This window comes from uncultured Fibrobacter sp. (assembly GCF_937877005.1).
Taxonomy (GTDB): domain Bacteria; phylum Fibrobacterota; class Fibrobacteria; order Fibrobacterales; family Fibrobacteraceae; genus Fibrobacter.
This window is the reverse complement of sequence record NZ_CALEFV010000166.1, coordinates 1-20273: the sequence shown is the minus strand read 5'-3', so window position 1 is coordinate 20273 and position 20273 is coordinate 1. Positions and strand designations below refer to the sequence as shown.

The 20273-nt window shown below is 50.3% G+C and carries 13 protein-coding genes and 1 pseudogene; 5 read left to right on the top strand and 9 right to left on the bottom strand.

Features of this window, described 5'->3' with window-relative positions; genetic code table 11:
- Positions 1 to 73: 73 nt before the first annotated feature.
- The 4 genes from Q0628_RS08005 to Q0628_RS07990 form a co-directional block, all read right to left on the bottom strand.
- Positions 74 to 739, bottom strand: coding sequence for a hypothetical protein (locus Q0628_RS08005; RefSeq protein ID WP_298769877.1), 666 nt, complete (start codon positions 737 to 739; stop codon positions 74 to 76).
- On the bottom strand, positions 739 to 4608 hold the full coding sequence (gene dnaE, locus Q0628_RS08000) for a DNA polymerase III subunit alpha (RefSeq protein WP_298769875.1): 3870 nt from the start codon (positions 4606 to 4608) through the stop codon (positions 739 to 741). The genes Q0628_RS08005 and dnaE overlap by 1 nt, the downstream gene beginning before the upstream one ends.
- 20 nt (positions 4609 to 4628) lie before the next feature.
- Positions 4629 to 5603 (bottom strand): glycosyltransferase family 2 protein, encoded by a 975-nt coding sequence (locus Q0628_RS07995; protein WP_298769873.1) that lies wholly within the window; start codon positions 5601 to 5603, stop codon positions 4629 to 4631.
- A 66-nt stretch (positions 5604 to 5669) separates the two neighbouring features.
- Positions 5670 to 7622 (bottom strand): LamG-like jellyroll fold domain-containing protein, encoded by a 1953-nt coding sequence (locus Q0628_RS07990; protein WP_298769872.1) that lies wholly within the window; start codon positions 7620 to 7622, stop codon positions 5670 to 5672.
- A 61-nt stretch (positions 7623 to 7683) separates the two neighbouring features.
- Between Q0628_RS07990 and Q0628_RS07985 the strand changes: the two genes are divergently transcribed.
- Positions 7684 to 8646 carry a lysylphosphatidylglycerol synthase transmembrane domain-containing protein gene (locus Q0628_RS07985; RefSeq protein WP_298769879.1) on the top strand — a complete coding sequence of 321 codons (963 nt, stop codon included), beginning with the start codon at positions 7684 to 7686 and terminating at the stop codon, positions 8644 to 8646.
- Between the two features lie 48 nt (positions 8647 to 8694).
- Here the strand turns inward: Q0628_RS07985 and Q0628_RS07980 are convergent, their stop codons facing one another.
- Genes Q0628_RS07980 through Q0628_RS07965 form a run of 4 tightly spaced genes read right to left on the bottom strand, consistent with a single transcriptional unit; the run spans position 8695 to position 14755 of the window.
- Positions 8695 to 9723 carry an NAD(P)H-dependent glycerol-3-phosphate dehydrogenase gene (locus Q0628_RS07980; protein ID WP_298769870.1) on the bottom strand — a complete coding sequence of 343 codons (1029 nt, stop codon included), beginning with the start codon at positions 9721 to 9723 and terminating at the stop codon, positions 8695 to 8697.
- Positions 9724 to 9760: 37 nt separating this feature from the next.
- Positions 9761 to 10438, bottom strand: a complete 678-nt coding sequence (plsY, locus tag Q0628_RS07975) for a glycerol-3-phosphate 1-O-acyltransferase PlsY (RefSeq protein WP_298769868.1) — start codon at positions 10436 to 10438, stop codon at positions 9761 to 9763.
- Positions 10329 to 11771 (bottom strand): ribosome biogenesis GTPase Der, encoded by a 1443-nt coding sequence (gene der, locus Q0628_RS07970; protein ID WP_298769865.1) that lies wholly within the window; start codon positions 11769 to 11771, stop codon positions 10329 to 10331. Before der ends, plsY begins: the two co-directional genes overlap by 110 nt.
- A gap of 59 nt (positions 11772 to 11830) precedes the next feature.
- Positions 11831 to 14755: a CotH kinase family protein gene (locus tag Q0628_RS07965; RefSeq protein ID WP_298769863.1), complete on the bottom strand. Its 2925-nt coding sequence runs from the start codon at positions 14753 to 14755 to the stop codon at positions 11831 to 11833.
- Between the two features lie 375 nt (positions 14756 to 15130).
- On the opposite strand from Q0628_RS07965, the gene Q0628_RS07960 reads away from it, so the two are divergent.
- From Q0628_RS07960 to Q0628_RS07945, 4 genes are all read left to right on the top strand, one after another.
- A complete protein-coding gene (locus tag Q0628_RS07960; RefSeq protein WP_298769861.1) occupies positions 15131 to 15388 on the top strand; it encodes a hypothetical protein in 258 nt (85 codons plus the stop codon).
- A 58-nt stretch (positions 15389 to 15446) separates the two neighbouring features.
- Entirely contained in the window at positions 15447 to 16667 is a 1221-nt protein-coding gene (locus tag Q0628_RS07955; protein ID WP_298769859.1) for a glycoside hydrolase family 18 protein, read from the top strand.
- Between the two features lie 43 nt (positions 16668 to 16710).
- Complete coding sequence (locus Q0628_RS07950) at positions 16711 to 18249, top strand: hypothetical protein (protein WP_298769857.1); 1539 nt, start codon at positions 16711 to 16713, stop codon at positions 18247 to 18249.
- Between the two features lie 102 nt (positions 18250 to 18351).
- On the top strand, positions 18352 to 19389 hold the full coding sequence (locus tag Q0628_RS07945; RefSeq protein WP_298769855.1) for a hypothetical protein: 1038 nt from the start codon (positions 18352 to 18354) through the stop codon (positions 19387 to 19389).
- Positions 19390 to 19412: 23 nt separating this feature from the next.
- Here Q0628_RS07945 and Q0628_RS07940 read toward each other — a convergent pair.
- Positions 19413 to 20273, bottom strand: a pseudogene (locus Q0628_RS07940) (hypothetical protein); the annotation flags it as partial.

Sequence of the window (20273 nt, the reverse complement as noted above, 5' to 3'; positions counted from 1 at the left end):
TTTTGTCAAAAAGTCTTCAGCACCCATTATCAATTCAGCCAAAGCCTTTCCTCCAAAATTCTTTGCATTGCGATTAACCGTATTTGATAATAATACATCCGGCTTTACCATCGAGTATTTTCTGACGCGCCATCTGAACAGCCTTTAAAAATAATGGCAAATTACGTAACGCCTGAGATTTGCGACTTCCAGGAAGAAGGAGAATTTGTCTTGTCGGTGACGAGAAGTTGTTTTTCGTTTTCACATACGGGTGCTGCACTCGTACGACATCACAACCTGCTTCGGCGTAAACCTTTTCTTCGAAATCGAAGAAAACCGCAAGTTTGGCAAGCGGATTCCGGGCAAGCACTTTTGCGCGACGACGTTTCCAAGCCCAAACTTGCGGTGGCGCTATGTAGAGCGCCGGTTTACGCAATTTTCCAGCAAGTTTCACTAGCTTCATATTAAAGCCAGGATAATCAATCGCCACCAATCCAAGGCAATCCGATGATTCTAAAGCCCGTTTCAAAGTCGCAAAACTTTTGCGCAACTCAAAATATTTCGGAAGGACATCACCAAATCCCGATACCGGAAGCAGATCAAATTTCACAAGGGGATCCATCCCCGCGGTCTGCATACGCAAACCTCCGGAACCAACTATCTTAAAATTCTGTAATACAGCCTCACGAACAAGGAGGGCCCCCAGGCTATCGCCCGAATCTTCGCCCGCGCAAACAAGAATATATGGCAAGGAAGCCATCACCTTTTACCGCTTTTAGCACGATTCGAAACCCAGAGTTTCACTATGCCTAAATCCTTACGCAATGCCTGCAATAATTCCGGAGTATAAACGACCTTTTTGTTCTTGAGGGCAAGAAGATGGACATTACCCGATTCCGTTTCAACATGACAAACCAGTTCGCATCCATGTTCACCTTCGAACGGTTCATTCTTATCCATGATAGCGCTCAGTCTTTCTTCAAAAGACTCATCTATCATTGACGAGTATACATTCATGTGAATGAACGACACCATGTCAGAACGCACACGATCGAGCTGAATTACCTCTTCAACTATAATCTGCACACCATCGCCCATACGTTGATGTTCCAGCACGCCCTTTACAAGCACACGGTCATCGAGTGCTACAGTGTCGCGGAATTTTTCCCAAAGGTCCTTCTTGAAGAACATTTCCAAATCACCATGAAAATCCTGAATAGAGCCCACACCAATCGTATCACCCTTTTTGGTTTCGATCGAGCGCAACTTGGTCACAACTCCACCCACAATCACAGTGTCACCCACATGTTTCGACAAGTCTTCTTCGTTCAACGAGCACGAGGTAAAGCCCTGCAATTCCGGACGGAATTCGTCGAGCGGGTGCCCCGACAGGAACATGCCCACCACATCGCGTTCCTTGTTGAGCATTTCCATGGCGGACCATTCTTCGGCTTCTTCAAGGACTTCGGCAGAACTATCCATAGAAGGTGCACCACCGCCCATGTCAAAGAGCGACATCTGGCCACGGTCCTTGTCTTCTTGGCACCTGGAAGCCACTTCCATGGCGCGGTCTACAGTGGCCATGAGTACAGCGCGGTTACCCGGGAATTCGTCGAGTGCGCCTGCCATAATCAAGCTTTCGATAAGGCGCTTGTTCATGGGCGGGCGTTTTTCTTTTTGTTCGCCCTGGTATTCGGTCACGCGCTTGCAGAAATCAAAAATGTCCTTGAACTTGCCACGACGTTCTCTTTCGGCGATAATATCTTCGACAACAGCGATACCGACGTTACGAATGCCCGCCAGGCCAAACAGGATCTGGCCTTCCTTATTAGCCACGAATTCACCCATCGAGGCATTAATGTTGGGCGACACCACTTCGATATCGAGACGCTTGCATTCCAGAATAATCGTCACGATGTCTTCGGTCTTACCCATTTTAGACGTCATGGAGGCGGCCATGTATTCGGGGCCGTAATGCGCCTTCAGGTATGCCGTCTGGTAAGCCACGTAAGCGTAGGCTGCAGCATGACTCTTGTTGAACGCGTATCCGCAGAACGGGAGCACCGCATTCCACACCTTCTGAATCATTTCCTTGTCGTAGCCCTTATCCAAGCACTTCTGGAAAAACTCCGGTTCGAGTTTCGCCATCTTTTCGGGCATCTTCTTGGCCATGATACGGCGGATGTTGTCAGCGCCACCCAGCGTGTAACCACCCAGAATCTGGGCAAGCTTCATCACCTGTTCCTGGTACACAATCACGCCGTAGGTTTCTCCCAGCACCTGTTCCAAGTCGGGGTGGTAGCAGTCAATTTCTTCTTGACCGTTCTTACGGGCAATAAAGTGCGGAATCTGGTCGATCGGCCCCGGACGATACAGGGCATTCATAGCGATAAGGTCAAAGATTCGGGTGGGCTTCAGTTCGCGCAAGTATTTTTGCATACCCGGAGATTCGAACTGGAACACCGTCGTGGTCATCCCCTTGCCGAGCAGGTCGAATGTTTCCTTGTCGTCCAAGGGAATATGTCCCATGTCAAGTTCAATCGAACGATTCTTCTTGACCATGTTCACCGTGTCTTGAATGATCGACAAGTTGATCAGGCCAAGGAAGTCCATCTTCAAAAGTCCGATGTCTTCGGCGTAGTGCTTGTCGTACATGACCACCGGAGTATCTTCGGGGGCGGCACGGTACAAGGGAGCAAGGTTATAAATCGGGGTCGGCGTAATCACCACGCCGCAAGCATGCACACCGGTCTGGCGTGGCAAATCTTCGAGCTTTTTAGCGATATCCCAGAGATTCTGGTAACTGGCGCGGCTGCCGATCATCGCCTGCAAGGGTTCGGGGCTGTAACCGTCTTCCAGGTTGTTGCCCTTCTTGTCTTTACCCGTCCAAGCCTGCTTTAGGCTAAAGTTCAAGGTGCGCTGCGGGAACAGCTTGGTAATCTGCTTTGCTTCGGCAGGCGGAAGTCCCAGGACGCGCGCCACATCGGTAATCACCGCCTTCGATTTGAGCATGCCGTAGGTAATAATCTGGCCCACGCATTCCTTGCCGTACTTGTCCGTCACGTACTGAATCACGCGACCGCGGTCACGGTCCGCAAAGTCGGTATCGATATCCGGCATCGACACACGTTCGGGGTTCAGGAATCGTTCAAAAAGGAGATCGAAAGTGAGCGGGTCGATGTCGGTAATACCGATGATGTAAGTGACCAAGGAACCTGCGGCAGAACCACGGCCCGGCCCCACGGGAATTCCATGTTCACGGGACCAGTTGATAAAGTCCCACACAATCAAGAGGTAGCCCGCCACGTTCATGTTGCGGATACAGTTCAGTTCCTTGTACATGCGCTTGCCCACATCGGTTTCGTGGGCAGGGAACTTAAAGTCCTCTTTCGGGAAACGCCACTGAAGGCGCTGATTACAAAGATGCGTGATATAGATGTCGGCATCGCCACCCGGCTTGCACCAGCGGCGAACACTCTTGTCCCAAGCTTTTTGATCGTCTTCGTCAAAGAATTCCGGCTGCGACAGGCGTTCAATTTCGGCCTTGTCTTCGTCGGTCAGGGCGTCTTCGGCTATTCCCTTGTCTGCGCAATAGGTCGCCGTCACCTTCTTCTTTTTGTCCTTGATGACTCCCTTGAGTTCGCGTTCGCGTACGACCGGATATTCCGCGTCATATTCCGCCTTCATAATCGCCTTGATGCTCTGGTATTCATCGGAGGCCAAGAAATCTTCAGGGATCTTGAAGCGGGGCCAGTATTCATCGCCGATACCGGTCTTAACCGTGTAATTGCAGCGTTCTGCAATTTTCACCGTATTTTCAATGGCGCCCGGAATATGCCCGAACAGTTCCACCATTTCGGCTTCGCTGCGGAAATAAAATTTATCGGTCGGAAAGCGTTTGTCATCAAAGTCGTTCAGCGTTTCTTTAAGCGAAATGCAGCGCAAGACCTTATGCGCTTCGGCATCTTCGGCCTTAATGTAATGGACGTCTGCCACCGCCACAATTTCGCGGCCCAGTTCGCCGGCCAATTGCACGTTGAAATCGTTCAGCAATTTTTGCTGCGGCACACCGTTGTCGCACACCGAAATGTACAGATGGTCGTGGTCAAAAATCTTGTCGAGGGCTTCCATGTATTCGCGGGCAACGCTATTGCGCCCAGCCGCGACACTCTGGCCGTACTTGCTAAAGAAATCGCCTGCAATGGCAATAATGCCTTCTTTATGTTCTTCGATAACCGACAGCGGCACCGACGGAATTTCTGCCCAGCGGTCACCGTCTTCGTAGCGGTAACTCACAATGCGGAGCAAGTTGTAATACCCCTTTTCGTTTTCGACCAAAAGCGTAAGGCGTTCAAATGTAATCGGATCCTTCTGGTTCGCGCTCGAGGTATCCACATAGATGTGGCAGCCGTAAATTGTCTTTACCGGCGGGAGGCCCTTTTCTTTGCGGGCCTTGTTCATGTCTTTTCCGCGAGTCTGAATTTCTAGAATACCAAACATGGCGCCATGGTCGGTAAGCGCGACAGCAGGTGCGTTTTCGTCGGCAGCGGCAGCCAAAATGCCGTCTAGACGAGCAGAAGACTGTAAAACAGAAAATTCAGAATGAACTTGCAGGTGAACAAAAGCCATACCCGCAATTTAGAAAGTTCTTATTCGGCAATCGGATACAAAGCCAAAATTTCGCGGACTTTCGCACTGACGTTGCCGTATCTTTGGCGTAATATTCTACGAAGAGCAAGATCTTCAGGAAGCTTAGCGAAAGCTTGCAACCAAGCCTTCGCCAAGGCTATACAAACAGCAACTTTCGAAAGTTTTTTTCCATCGCCGGACTGCCCGGGGACTCCCCCCTTGGCCATATTCAGGTAACGCACAAATCCTCGAACCGGGAGCTTCAGGATATCGCCTGTCGGCAGCAAGCGAACCGCAGTACGCAAACGGTTGCGTTCCGAATAAAATAACTTGCGCGGCGAGTAGCGAACCGTCGTCATGGAACGTTCGTGATAGACCTTCGCCTCGGGGCAAAAGATTGTCTTGTACCCGGCAAGATTATGGCGGAAATACCATTCCGTTTCTTCAAAGAACAAGAAGAAACTGGCATCCATTTCGCCCGCCGCCCTTGCAGCGGCCTTACGGAAACTCATTACGGCGCCGTAGCAGCCAAAGACTTCTTTTTCGCGTGCATCGGCATCGGCTATATTCAAGCCGCTCGCTTCGTTTTTCGCAAACAAGTCCGGGCCAAATTGCACGCCCACGGCATTCACCACTCCGCTCTTTTCCATCACGAGGCTTGCAATGGAGCCTGCATCAGGGTGGCGATCGAAACATTTCAAAAGATTTTCGGCCCAAGTCGGGTCAAATTCCAGGTCCATGTTGCAAAGCACCTGGATTTCGGCTTCCATATTTTTGAGGAGCCCGTTACACGCACCCGCATAACCGAGATTTTTCGGGTTTTCGATAACCTTGCAGTCAAGCCCCTGTTCTTTCAAAAGCTGAATAGAATTGTCGGTCGAGGCGTTGTCATACACAAGAACACGCACGCTTTCCGTTTGGGCGAGCAAGCTTTCGACACACTCCGAAAGTTCCGAGCCACCGTTATAATTAATAATACCGACATCTATTTTCATAATCACCTAAAATAAGAAAGGGACCCGCAGGTCCCTTCAAATATAGTTTAAACTAGTCAGCGCGAATTACAATCCGTAAAAGCGGATATAGTCGATTTCGCCGTTAAAGAAGCGTTCGCGCTTGGCCTGATTTACAGCGTCGTACGCAATACCGATATCGTAACCCAGCTGAGAGACATCGCCCGAGGCGCCAGCCCAAGCGGTACGCTGGCCGTTCTGGTAGACAATCACGGAGTCGGCGGTACGTTCCACACGGATATCGTTCCATTCGCCAAGGGCAAGTTCCTTACCCTTGAGGACATTCCATTCCGTGCCATCGACGTCGGCATCACGGAAATGAACCGTGAGAACGCCATCATCAACGCGGATAATCCAACCGTCACCATAGCGTCCAGGAGGCTCGGCAGCGACAATGTTCTGCATTTCGCCAAATTCAGTCGGCTTGACACGGGCGGTCACAGCGAATGTATTACGCATGAACAGTCTCGAGAGTCTAATCGGCAAGCCAGATTCACCATCGAGGGCAACCGTCGTATCGACAACAACCGGATTGCCAACCAGGACCTTCGTAGAATTGTTAGCCATGCGGTCAAGGCCGACAAACTTAGGTTCGTTGAATTCCCAAGCCGCAAGCAGCCATTCATTCTTGGTCACCACCGTACCTTCGGTAAAGCCCTTGAACACACCGAAGCGGATATAATCCATTTCACCAATGAAGTAGCGGTCATGGAAACTCTGGTTCATACCATCATAGCCGATGCTCCAGTCGTAGGCCATTTGAGTAAGGTCTCCCGTATAGGCGACAGCAACCGTCACTTCACCATCTTGGAACAGCTTGACACTGTCGGCGCTGCGTTCCAGGCGAATTTCGCTCCATTCATTAAGAGTCATTTCCTTGCCCGGGAAGACGTTCCAATCGTCGACATCCTTTTCAGTGTCGCGGAGGTGAACCGTAAGCACGCCTTCGTCAACACGGAGCTGCCAGCCGTCAACGCCACGTCCAGGAGGCTCGGCCACGATAATGTTCTGCATCGTACCGAACTGAGTGGGCTTGACGCGGGCTTCGACCACAAATTCGTTAATCTTGATGTCGTTTTCGAGAGACACCTTGAGACCCGATTCGCCATCGAAACTTGCAATGCCGGAATCCGAAGACACAGCGCCTTCACCTGCAACAGCATCATGTCCGTGACCCGTTACATCGAGGCCCACATTTGCAGCATCGTTGAAATCCCATTCGGCAATCCATTCGGTTACCGCGGAGTCACTGACAAGGGCAATCGTGTCGACCACAGTCTGCACGGTATCGGTTACCTGGACAGAATCCATCGGGGCGTCTTCGATTTCATCGACGGTTTCGACGCCAAGCTGCTCAACCTTGCCGTTCTGGCAATGGCATTTGCCCTTTTCCTTCAAGTCGAAGCCAATAGTCAATTTGCCAGTCACCTTGAACGAGGCACCCGTATCATCACGGAATGCGCCAACGATACTTCCGTTTACAATGATCACAACAACATTTTTAGCGCGTTCTACGCGAACATTGTTGAGATCTTTCTTCGAAACAATCTTCCCGGTCGTAAACTTGTGCCATGCGGCGTTCGAATTTTCACGCCAAGAATACACAATCGCACCAGACTCCACCTGAACCATCCAAGCGGCTCCATCGCTTTCTACTCCGGCAGCAGCGATCGTATAAACGGAATCATCTTCGACAGAAACCTCCGCATCTACAGCGAAGCCTTCGCTTTGAAGAGTCGAATCTATTTCGACAGAAGCGCTATCCGATTCCTCGGATGATTCATTCTCGAACTGCCAGGAATTAACGACAGAATGCCTGTAGCGAGCCAAATGCACCTTGGCATCCTGGACACTCAAAGTCGCAATATTGGCGTTTCCCATCTGCTCCTGCATATCCCCCACTGATACGGACGATGTCGCATCTGCGGATTCAGATGAGCATCCAAACAAACCAAAGGTGGCCGAAGCGACCATCGCTGTAAGTATGGATAATTGTTTCATTTTTCCTCCTAAAAAAGAAAAAAACTTTTGTAAAAACAATATAATATTTTATATTATCCGCATGCAAGACTGTTTGCGCAAAAAACTGACGAAAGCAGCAACAACAATGCTAAAAGCCTCCGTTACTATCGGGGGTATTGTCTATATTTTTAATAAAATACCTTTTTTTGACGCCATTTCAAATTGGCAGGAATGTACACTTCCCTGGCTACTTTTCATTTTTGCCCTGACTATAGTACTCATGATGATTCAGGCAAACCGTTGGAGAGGTTTACTTCTTGACGAAGGAAGGAGTATTCCCTTCCGGACTTTTTACGCCTATATAGCCCTCGGTTATTTTTTCAACAATCTACTTCCAAGCGGTTTTGGCGGCGACGCCGTAAAGACAATTGCATTTGGCAAAAGGTTCGGAAACACAGCCAATTCCGTCGCAGCCATTGCGATTTCGCGCATCATGGGCCTTATCGCCATGTTCCTCAGTTTTTTTGTTGCGCTTCCCTTTGTCCTTGTCCAATACCAGATTCCGACCATTTACACATTGACCGTTAGTTTGGTAGCCATAATTGCCCTAGTACTCATTATCGGAAGTCTCTTTTCGGACAAGATCCACATTCCTAACAAACTTGCACAGAAGCTGCCCTTCTTGTCGAAACTCCAGCAAGCTTTTACCATTTATCGCAGTCACCCCAAAGCATTCTGGTTATCCGGTTTAGATTCCATTTGGCTGCAGATCGTCACCATCATCATCCACTACGCCTATTTCAAGGCGGTCGGCATAGATGTCGGCATCGCGGTCATCACGGTTTTTACGACAATCATGGTCACCTTCACCATGCTGCCTATTTCTATCAATGGAATCGGCATCCGCGAAAATGTCCAGGTGAGCCTATACTCGGGCCTACTCGGTATTCCGCCCGACATCGTTCTTGCTTCAACATTGCTCAGCTATCTACCGTTACTTTTCCAGGCATCCCAGGGAGCCGTGGTACTCATGCTAAACGGTAAACGAAAACGAAACATATAAAAAAAGGAACCCATTTGAAGGGTTCCTCTTGATTTCTGCAACAATAGGCTACCACACCTCAGTCGTCAGTTCTCGACCCCAGAGAGCATCCTTGACATCAGCAAGCGACTTGTCTTCGAAGAGAAGGGCATGAACCGCGTTCACAATCGGCATTTCGACACCGAGCTTATCGGCCAGCGCCTTCGTGCTACGGCAGGTCGGCACACCTTCGGCAACCATCTTCATGCCAGCGAGAACCTGGTCAATCGTTTCTCCCTTACCGATATGTTCACCCACATAGCGGTTACGGCTATGCTGCGAAAGGCATGTTACGATCAAGTCACCCATGCCGGCAAGACCAGCGAATGTTTCGGGATTGGCTCCGAGAGCCTTACCCAATCGGCACATTTCTGCCTGACCACGAGTCAAAATAGCAGCGCGCGTATTGTCGCCAATCTTGCTCTTGCCACTCGACTCGAGACCATAGAGCACGCCAGATGCGATGGCGATTACATTCTTCACGGAGCCGCAAAGTTCTACGCCCACAATGTCAGTCGAGGTATAGACGCGCAGATAGGAGCAGCTCATCACCTTCTGCACGAACTTAGCAGATTCTTCATTTACACAGGCAGCAACAATCGCCGTAAGAATATGGCGACTGACTTCTTCTGCATGAGATGGGCCACTAAAAGCGACCATTTTGTCTGCTGTAAGCCAGGAAACGTTTTCAAGCAGAACTTCGCTCATCAGCTGGTTCGTGCCTTCGAGGATTCCCTTCGTTGCACAGACGACCACCGGTTCCTTACCCTTGGCCGGAATCCACTTACCAAGATTCTTGGCGACACCCCCCATAAACTGGGAAGGAACCACGATCAAGACCATGTCGCAATCAGCGAGTGCCTCGTTCATGTCTGTCGTATACTTAAAATCCGACGGGAAAACGACTCCCGGGAGTTTGTCTTTGTACTGATGCTCCGTAGAAAGCAGGTCCACTTCAGCCTGTGAGTTCGTCCAGAAAGAGACGTCACACTTGTTTTCATAAACTACCTGACCAAGGGTCAAGCCCCAGCCACCAGTTCCAAGTACAGTTACCTTCATGATTTTATTCCTAATTGATTCCTATAATCTACAATAATTATTCTTTCGGAGTCTTACGTTTACTGCCAAAACCATTTTCAGTGCCATTCATAAGGCGCTTAATATTCGCCTTGTGCTTTACGATGACGAAAACAGCGACAAGTAGGCAGGTAATCCACAAGCCCTCGTTGATGTTTTCAGGAGGAAAGGGCAATTCAAAATATCCAAGGGTCGAAATGAGCGCTAGGGCAACGCAGGCACCAATACTACCGACCGACACATACTTGGTCGCAAACGTAAGGACAATCCAAACGCCAAGGCAGGACAAGGCCGTAATGGGGCAAAGTGCAAGAAACACACCGAGCGCGGCAAGCACACCCTTACCACCGCGGAATCCTGCAAAACACGTGAAGCTATGGCCGAGGATTACGAGAATTCCCGCCACAAGTGGAACCCAATGAGAATAATCGGCACCACCGGCAGCCACCTGGGCCTCGCACATTTGAATGGCAATCCACGGACCAAAGAAGCCCTTGAGCAAATCCATGAACACGACAGGGAGTGCAGGTTTGAAACCCAACACGCGGAAAGTGTTGGTGAGCCCAGCATTCTTGGAACCGTAGTCTCTAATGTCGAATGTGCGGCCCTTTGCGAGTTTTGCTATCCATATCGCGCTGGGAATTGACCCCAGCAAGTACGCTATTGGAAGACTCAGTAAACTGTTCAAGATCCTCATCCTTTCTTAAAGTTAATTTCTGGTCAAAGTTCAAGCGCAAGGGAGCCCCCTGCAACTGAAATTCTTCAAAGAACTGCTTGAGCAAATAACGCTTGTACGATTCAGGCACCAGTTCGGGAGTCCGCGTCTCGATCGCAATTACGGGCGGTTCTACCATGATCTGGCAGGCGCGGGTCAACTGGATGACGCGGGCATTCTGACTGGGCACCGGATTCTTTTCCAAGAAACTGGCAAAGGCTGTCGCAACGCGGTCACGGCCGAGCACACGACGACAGTTCGCATAAACTGTCTGTATCGCCTGTACAATACGAGCAACGCGCTGGCCTTCCTTGGCACTCGCCGAAATGATCGGCACATACTCTAGCATCGGTTCGCGTTCAAGCATTTCCTTGACCATGTGGTCAAAGGACTTCTCCGTCTTGTCGGGATAAATATCCCACTTGTTGAGAACAAGCACAAGGCCCTTGCCTGCCTTGCGGATTTCCGTAATGATGCGAAAATCTTGAACTTCGAGACCACGCGTACAATCTACCATGAGCACCGACACATCAGAGCGACGAATACTTTCGAGCGTGCGCATGTTGCTAAAAATTTCGACCTCGTCTTCGACCTTCGCCTTCTTGCGCAGCCCTGCCGTATCCGTCACCACGAACTTCTGACCATCGACAGCAAAGTCACAGTCGATCGAATCGCGAGTCGTGCCCGGAATATCGGACACCACGGCGCGGTCTTCGTTCAGCAAACGGTTTAACAAGGTACTTTTGCCGGCATTCGGACGACCGAGAATGGCAAAGCGAATCGGACGTTCTTCGCGACGTTCACCACGCACTGGAGTCGGAAGCACTGCAACGACTTCGTCCATGAGCGAAAGACAGGCATACCCCGTGAGAGCACTGATCGTACGAGGAAAACCAAAACCGAGTTTCAAGAATTCGTAGCTTTCCTGACGGTCAACACCATTTTCGCTTTTGTTCGCGACAAGAATCACCTTCTTGTCAAGCTTGCGGACCATGCGAGCAAACTGTTCGTCGAGTTTGGTAATGCCCACGCGGACATCGACCATAAAGAGCACCAGGTCCGCTTCGTTTACTGCGTTAAAAATCTGGGTACGAACGCTATCGGCCAAAACATCTATCGAATCGTCGGGCAGGAATCCACCCGTATCAACCACCGTAAATTCGTGTCCCTTATAGTTCGCAGCCTGATAATGCCTATCGCGGGTCACGCCGTCGCGGTCAGAAACAACTGCGGCACGACGCCCCAAGATTCGGTTAAAAAGTGAGGACTTTCCCACATTCGGGCGTCCAACTATACATACGACAGGTAATTTCATCGTATGTAAATATAGCTAAAATAATGCAACATCGAAAGCAAACGGTAGCGAGCTACCGCTTACTTAAACGTTACACCAACACTCGTAAGCTGGCCGGGCACCACCGTTCGCGTTGCATCGGTAACCCCGTCGTCCCAGCCCTGGAACACGCCGGTCCCCGCAACAGCCGTAAGCGTCACGGGAACATCCCTGAAGAAATTCACCGTAATGGGGCTCTGATCCAGTGTCAATCCGTCCACCTTAACAACCCCACCACCTGCGACCGTAATCGTTACGGGAACAGTCTCGCCGAGGCTAAAGTATTCCTTCATTTCACTCATAATCTGGGCCTGTCGAGTACCAGAATAGCTCTTGATAGTTGCAAGTTCTGCAGCCATGTCCGAGGCGTTCAAATTCCACTTCTGCTGATCACGGGCAATTTCACTTTGCACCTCACTCTGCAAAGCATCAATCCGCTTAAGCAGACGCGCCTCAGAAAAATTCATCGAAAGAAGCGTTGTAAAGCGGTTGATGAAGGCATTCTTGAAATTCTGATTTTCAAGGAGGCGGCGCAACAACAACGTATGTTCCTGACCGTTCGGCCAGCCCGTGCCTGTCGTACTCGTCACGAAGTTAAACACGTTACCCAGCGGAATCTGGCCATTCTCTTCAGCGAACTTCGTACCAAAGCCATAATCCAGATCGTAGAGGAACCATTTCCACTTCGTCTTTTGGCTACGGACGCGCCACTTCTTCATGTTGTTGCCGGGCCAGTCACGGTTGTCCAGGAACATTTCCGCCTGCATGTAATTAATGTAATTATTGACATCAATACGTTCGGCAACATAATTATAGTTGGCATCGCTTGTCAGCGTATTGCTATTGAGCCAATTTGCAAGCGCCTTGAAATCCTCGGCAGACCCTGCATCAGGCTCGTTTCCTGCATCAATCAGATCAATATCATCGGGATCGTAACCGTAATGGTTCTCGTAATAGTATTCATCATTTGATTCGCGAATGCTGTGTATGCCAAAATAAGAACCATTGTAGTATACCACGGCGGCACGACCACGCTGGTAGTCTATTCCCAGGCCTTCCGTCATCGAGGATCCCAAACGGTCGCGGATGTAGTCGTGGCCGTAGTTGTTACCATTATTGCGGAGCACGAAGGACTTAAACTTTTTCAGTTCCGGATACTCCGGGAATAGCGGATACTTGAGACGCTTTTCGCCAAATTCTTCACGGAATGTGAGCGCAAAGGATTTCTTTTCCTTGGCACGGCTATACTGTCCTTTAATCTTGTAGGATACTTTGTTTGCAAAGACAGCTTTTGTCTGCCCAGGTTCGAACATTTCAACGAACACGGGAAGTTCACGATTGCTCCAGTAATTGGCGCCTCTATACGGTTCCATGGTTGACGCCCCATTACCTTTCATATAAAGACCGTTCTGTTCATTGAACATAGAATCGTTATCGACCGTGATAAAAAACACCGGCACCGAAGGCTGCTGTTCGAAAACATAGGTTCGGTTCACCATGTCACTCGGGTAGGTACCATCAGCATATGTCACACAACGCAATACCGTCGTAGAGCTAATGGTCAAAGTCTGAGTTGCGAGCGCACTATTAATTGTCGGTTCGCGACCTCCCGTTTCGCAGCGGGTCCCCGCCGGAAGCGAAACACTCACCGGGCTAGAATAAAAACCAGATGGCGGAGCCACCGTTTCGGCAGACTGAGCTTGCGTCGCAAAGACTTCGCCGAGCGTAGCACCATAAGGAGTCGGCGCAGCAATTCCCCAGCTACCAGTCGCATTTCTTGACCAGGATGTTCCAACGGGAAGCTCCCCATAGGCAACAGAATCAAGAACACCCGTCGTATTGACAAGAAACAGTGTTCCGGAATTTTTCACCTTGAACGATGTATGCGGTTCATGCCCACGATTGCGCGCTATATAGGAAGTCACCTTGATCGTGGTCGTTTCACTGCCCTGCGATTCCAAGGTAAAAGTCGATCCGTTCACATTTGTGAACTTGGAGGCAACTTCAGCTATATCGACATAGTAAGTCGTTTCACCGGCTTCAATTCCGCGAAGATTCTTGCTCCAATCGGAATTTCCTCCATTCAAGCTCATGCGAATTTTGTGCCCCGGATCAACAGAGCCTCTCAACACCAGCTGATTTGCCTTATTCAGGTTTACATTGCCATTTGTGTTCACGACAAACGACGATGTTGCACCGCCCATAAAGTTCTGAGAAACCTTCATGACACTGCCGAAAGACGTAGCGCCGTTCTCAGCAAAGCATATTGAGGATTGACCAGGCAAATTAGCAACATCGGTAGAACCACCATTAGCCCCGCCTTGACCGGGGAATCCACCACCCCAGTTACCAAAGCCACCCGACTGAGCACTGCAATTGGTGCTGACCATGTTCACGGAATCGGAGGGGGGAATGTAGTCGGTATAGTTCTTGCCCGAAAGGAATACCACCAGGTGCCCCTTGGCAGGAATCGTCGCATCGCCGAATTTCCACTTTTGCGGGTAAGCCATGTCATCGCTCAAAGCAAGCCCAGTAAGGCTTACCGGATCGTCCGACGTATTGTAAAGCTCCACCCACGCAGGATCATTGCCGTCATTGTCCTTGAGGTTCGCATTCGACGGCGAAACCTCACTAAAGATAATGGCTGAATTTCCCACATACGGGACAATCGTATCGACCGGAGGACCTAGAGGTTCTTCGCCACCGCCAGAAGACAGAGGGTCGAGCCCCGTAGACGAGGAACTCGTCTGGGTCAAGACCTGATCTCCCGGAGAAACCTGATCTGCAGGAACAGATACCGTGTCGCCATCCGGATTTACAATAACGACCATATTATCGCTGTCCCCTACAGGAGCAGCGACATCACCGGAATCGCTTCCGGAATCTGAGCATGCCGAAAAACCAACACAGCATGCCGATAACCATAACACCCACACACCAAAGGAATAAAATTTCTCTTGATGCATGGTTCAAAAATAAACACATTAAAGAAGGGAACACGTAAAAGATTTATTAAATGTGATTAAAGTCACACATATAAAGTGATGTAAAATCCCTATAAAACAAAAAAAAGGTTAATTTTTCTCTTTGCGACCTTACACCTTAAATACTACGGCCTCCAGTAAAATTTTATTTATGAACATTCGCAAACATTGGAAACATCTTTTACTTTCTTCAGCGGCACTCTTCTGAGCCAGCTGCGGAGGCGATAGCGAAAGCTCTGTTGGCCCATCCAATCCAGAAGCCGACGCGACATCCAGTTCCAGCGAAAGCGCACAGTCGAGCTCCAGCAAGATTACGGGATACGGGACTTACAAGCTTGCCAGCGACACTAGCATCTCATGCGAAGTTTCAGAAACCCAGACAAACAGGCCTTGGTCGATAGCGCAAAGACGGCAAGCGGCGAAGCTCTTTCCGACGCACAAAAACAGTGTCTCGATAACGACATCGTCACTAAAAGCGCATATTCCGGCCCGATTGCGTCCAAGCAGATTTGCGACGGCGACACGACGACCAACCCGCGCTACCAGGCGAAACTCGATTCCAACAAGGCGTTTGTCAAAGCGGAAATTGACAACTGTCTGAAGGAACCGGAATAAAAAAACATTGCGCCCTCCTTTCCGCAAAAAAACATATATTAAGAGAAAGGAGTGTGGAATGTCTAACAGAAATCTCTGCAAAAAATTTCTAGCCGGCCTGTCAATCGCCATTGCCGGTTTTTCTATTGCAAGCGCCGAACCGCTGTTCATCGGCTACTACCCCGACTGGGGAAAGTGGCACAAGCCCGCCTACACCGTAGACAAGGTGCCGTACGAAAAGCTGACCCACGTGCTGTGGAGCTTTATCACGCCGAATATCGACGGAAGCTTGCGTGGCGATGCCGCAGACGACCCGAGCGCCCTCGACGAAATGGTCGCACTCGGACATGCCGCAGGGACAAAGGTCATCGTCTCGCTCGGCGGTGGCGGACAGAGCGAGAACTTCGTGCCCGTCGCATCGGACGACGTGCTCCGTCAAAAGTTTATCGCGAACCTCGTGAAGTTCGTCGCCGACCACAACCTGGACGGCCTCGACATGGACTGGGAATGGGAATACAATCCCGTGCCCGACGCCGACACCATCGCCTACAACAAGCTGCTCACCGAACTCCGCGCAGCACTCCCCGAAGGCAAGACGCTCTCGGCAGCGCTCCCCTGCTCGCAGTATTACGGAAAATTCTTCACGCCCGAAGTCCTCGTAAAAAACCTGGACTGGCTCGGGTTCATGACCTACGACATCACCGGCGACTGGGACGAAAAGGCAATGTTCGATTCGCCGCTCTACCCGCACAACGGCTACACCACCTGGTCGTGGGAACAGACCCGCGACTACTGGAAAAAGCGCGGTGTCCCCACCGAAAAGATGGTCTTCGGCATTCCCTCGTTCGGGTTTGAATTCAAGGGCGCCACGGGCCCCGGCACCGATTTCACCAAGGGAACGGCAAAGCAGGTCCCGTACAAGGACATTGTCGCGAACCCCGACTGGGAATTCTTTTTCGACAGCGTCTCCGTGTCACCTTACGGCGTATCTTCCACCGGTTACGTGACCTTCGAAGATCCGCATTCCTCTGCCGTCAAGAGCCGCTGGGTCGTGGAAAACAACTACGCGGGCATCATGGTGTGGGAAGTCTCGCACGACTACATCGAAGGTACAGGCAACCCGATCCTCGACAGCATCGCGGTAGTTTTGCGCGACGGTTCCACCGACGCAATTCCATACGCCCGCAAGGTCCGCACCACATCGCAGCCCCGGGCGCAAGGCGTTACAGGCAAGCAGGTGGACGCCCTCGGAAAGAGCGTGAAGGGCAAGCCGAAGTTTATCCGTGTTTTCGAGCCGTAAAAGATTCATTTTTTACTTGACATCAAGTAGAAAAGGAGCGTGTATGAATGGAAATTGGTTCTTTGCAAGTACTGCATTAGCAACAGGCTTGTTTGCCGCAATGTCCATCGCGGCGGACCGTTCCGTCGCCCTCAACAAGGAAATCGAGACGCTCGAACCCATGAAGGGCATCGTGTTCTGGCCCGACCAGGCGAAAGACCAGAAGGACCTTCAAAAATCCATCTCGCTCGAATTCTCTTACTGCCTCCCCTGCGCCGTGGTGAAGGGCAAGACCGACGACAAGATCGACTATGACTGGAGCAGCTTTGAAAAAATGCTCGACGATATTGCGAGCCGCGGGCACCAGGCCATCGTGCGGTTCCGCATCGAGTACCCGAGCGCAACCATCGAAAACGCATCGGGCTGCACCGAGAAGGTAAAGGGCGCCACTGCAGTCCCCAACTACATCAAGGCGAACAAGTCCTACACCGAGACGTATTCCGAAGACCCGGGCGGCGACGGCCCCACCTACTATGCCGACTGGAGCAACAAGGAACTCCTGTGGTTCTACAAGCAGTTCTACACCGACTTTGCCGCGAAATACGACACCGACCCGCGCATCGCATTCGTGCAGGCGGGATTCGGGCACTGGGGCGAATACCATATCTACGGCACCAAGCTCAATTTCGGAGTCAACTTCGCCACCAAGGATTACCAGGCCGAATTCCTGACGCATCTTGATAGTTTGTTCAAAGAGACCCCGTGGAGCATCTCCATCGATGCGGCAGACAACAACTACACGCCCGTCGCAGGCAACAAGACCTTGCTCGGGCTCAATTTCGGGCTGTTCGACGATTCCTTCATGCACGAGGAACACGACATTTCGCAGGGCAACGGCGACAACGAGCGTAACTGGCGCGACCTGGGTACGGACCGCTGGAAAACCGCCCCCGGCGGAGGCGAAGTCAGCTACTACACCGAAAAGGACCAGCGCGAGTTCCTGAACCCGGCAGGCCTTTACGGAGTCACCTGGGAAGATGCCGCCGCCAAGTACCACATGACCTACGTGATAGGCAACAACGCGCCCGAAGGCAGCTACGCCACCAAGGAACGCGTGTACGAGGCCAGTTCCTATGCGGGCTACAAGTTCGAAATCACGGGCTATGCGGTCAATGGGATTTCTGCAGCCGTGCGCGTGAAGAACATCGGCATCGCACCGCTGTACCACAACGCTTACGTGACCGTGAACGGCGTGCGCAGCGAAAAATCGCTCAAGGGCTTACTCCCCGGCGAAGAAGCGACCTTCACCGTCGCGGGCCTCACAATCGGCGATAGCGAAACGCCCGAGCCCACCATCACCGGCGACAAGCTCTTGAAAGACGCGACCATTCCCTACAAGGCAAACCTCAGCGCAGACGCCGAAGTCATCGCGGGCCTACTAGACGAAAACGCAACTACCGCAATCGCGGGCGCGCGCAGTTTAACCCACGACAAAGGCAAGGCCACAAGCAACCTCGGCAAAGCCCGCGCCACCGACCTCAAGGGCCGCAGCGTCCCGAACAAGGCCGCACACGGGGCGTATTACCCCGTTACACAGCGCTAGTTTACACAATTTTATACAAATAATCCATAGCAAAATCATTTTTTAGTAGAAAATTCCCTCACAAAAGGGTATTTTTATGTTATATAGAATCGAGGAGAACATATGAATATTCGCAAACACTGGAAAAAAATCTTGTTATCATCAACCGCATTCTTTTGGGCAAGCTGCGGTGGTGATAGAGAAAGCGCTTCTATAACAAGTGGCGCAAACAACGAGACGCCACCCGATTCGATCACCACGCCCGACGACCTTGACGGAACTAAAATCGACACGCTCTATGGAATCAGGCCCGTTTATGACATTGATTCGGGCGCAGTTTCCAGTTTCGATGCCTGCGAAAGTTCAAGTTCTTCCGAAGAAGTCCAATCCAGTTCCAGCGAAGCTGAGTCTAGCTCCAGCTATGACCCTTCGATGCCCTATAGGCTTGCAAGCGCCCCTAGCATCCACTGCGCTTGGGAAAACTTTGTCGGAGCCACATTCGAATGCCTTGACGGACAGGACTACCAAGCCACAGTCAGGTGGAAAAAGGAACAACTTGCCAATAACCAGACCCGAACCCTTGAGCAGCTGGACTCTCTTGAAGACAAAACAAAAGCAGTCCTTGACGAATACGATGTTCCTCTTTATGGGGTGCCTAGTAACACATGCACACATCGAGATTTGGGAACTGCGGTATATAAATGTTCCGATGGGCAAACATATCCCGCCAATTTTTATGTTGATGGGGATAAAATTCTCTATACCGAAGAAGAGTATAGAGCAAAGTATCCCGAGAAATTTCAATCGAGTTCCAGCTCAGAACCGGAGCCAGAATCCAGCAGCAACGTTCCGCCTCCGTCTCCACTCTGCCAAAAGAACGATTTCGCCACTTATTCTGAGATGCAAGAAATCTTCGAAAAAGACATGAACGATCTCTTGGACAGCACCAAGAATGCGGCTGGGAACAACCTTTCGGAAAGCGATTCCAACTGTTTGGCAAATGTACATATCAGCCGTTCTTATGCAGATGTAGATGTTCTCGCCAAGAAGCAGATTTGCGATGGAGACACGACAGTGAACCCGCGTTACTTGGAACGAATCGACACGCACAAGGAATACATCTGCAAGCAAATCAAACGCTGCCTGGACGAAGAAAACTAGGTTATCAGGAATACTTGTTGTTTTTACAGCTCTAGTAGCCGCTTAAACGCAAGCCTGAACCATTTGGTCTTAAATTCAGTTTCAACATCATCAGCCCAATGGTTGTAATAACGCCACTGGCTAAAAATCGCATTACCTAAAACATGATAATCCGAACAAACAGCAAACAATTCTTTATACGAGTTGCCTAAAGTATTTTCAGAATCACAGTTGCAAAGCTTCTCGAAACTTTCAAAACAATCCATTTCAAAACCAAGATTTCGACAGTCTTCATCAAACCGACCACTTTCGATAAAATCATATACCTTTGCATGGGTTTCATCAGCATCAATTTCATCCAACAAAGCACCCCATTGTTCGACGAAAATTTCAACATCGGTCGTAACATCAAGCCAATCATAGGAAGGCGCATTCATCCTATAGAAAATACTGAGTACCTGATTATGAAAAGACTCGACCGCCTTCGATTCCTCCGAGTCACCATAAATCATACCCTTAAAATGTTTGCTCAAAAATTTATAGTGAGAAAAACCTCCATCGCAAACGAGGTCTTCAATCTTTGACGGCAACGCAGAAATACGTTCCCAATTTTCCTCTATCAGCCGTTTCACCGTATCAGCTGTTTCCGTATATTTCCCTGCATAAAAATACGCCCGATTGCAACAAACCGGTTCTCCACGCGATGATTCTATGCAAACACTAGAGTTTCGCACCGCATTTTTAATATAGATTCGCCCGTCGCTATAGAGCAGAACACCCATATCGATTGTCTCAGGAGTATAGAAACCCGCATCTGAATGGCTTTCGAAAATGGTTCGCCCACGAGGTTTCTTGAATTGAAGTGCATCTCCAAGCCCATAGCCAATTGCAATTTCGATTTTTTC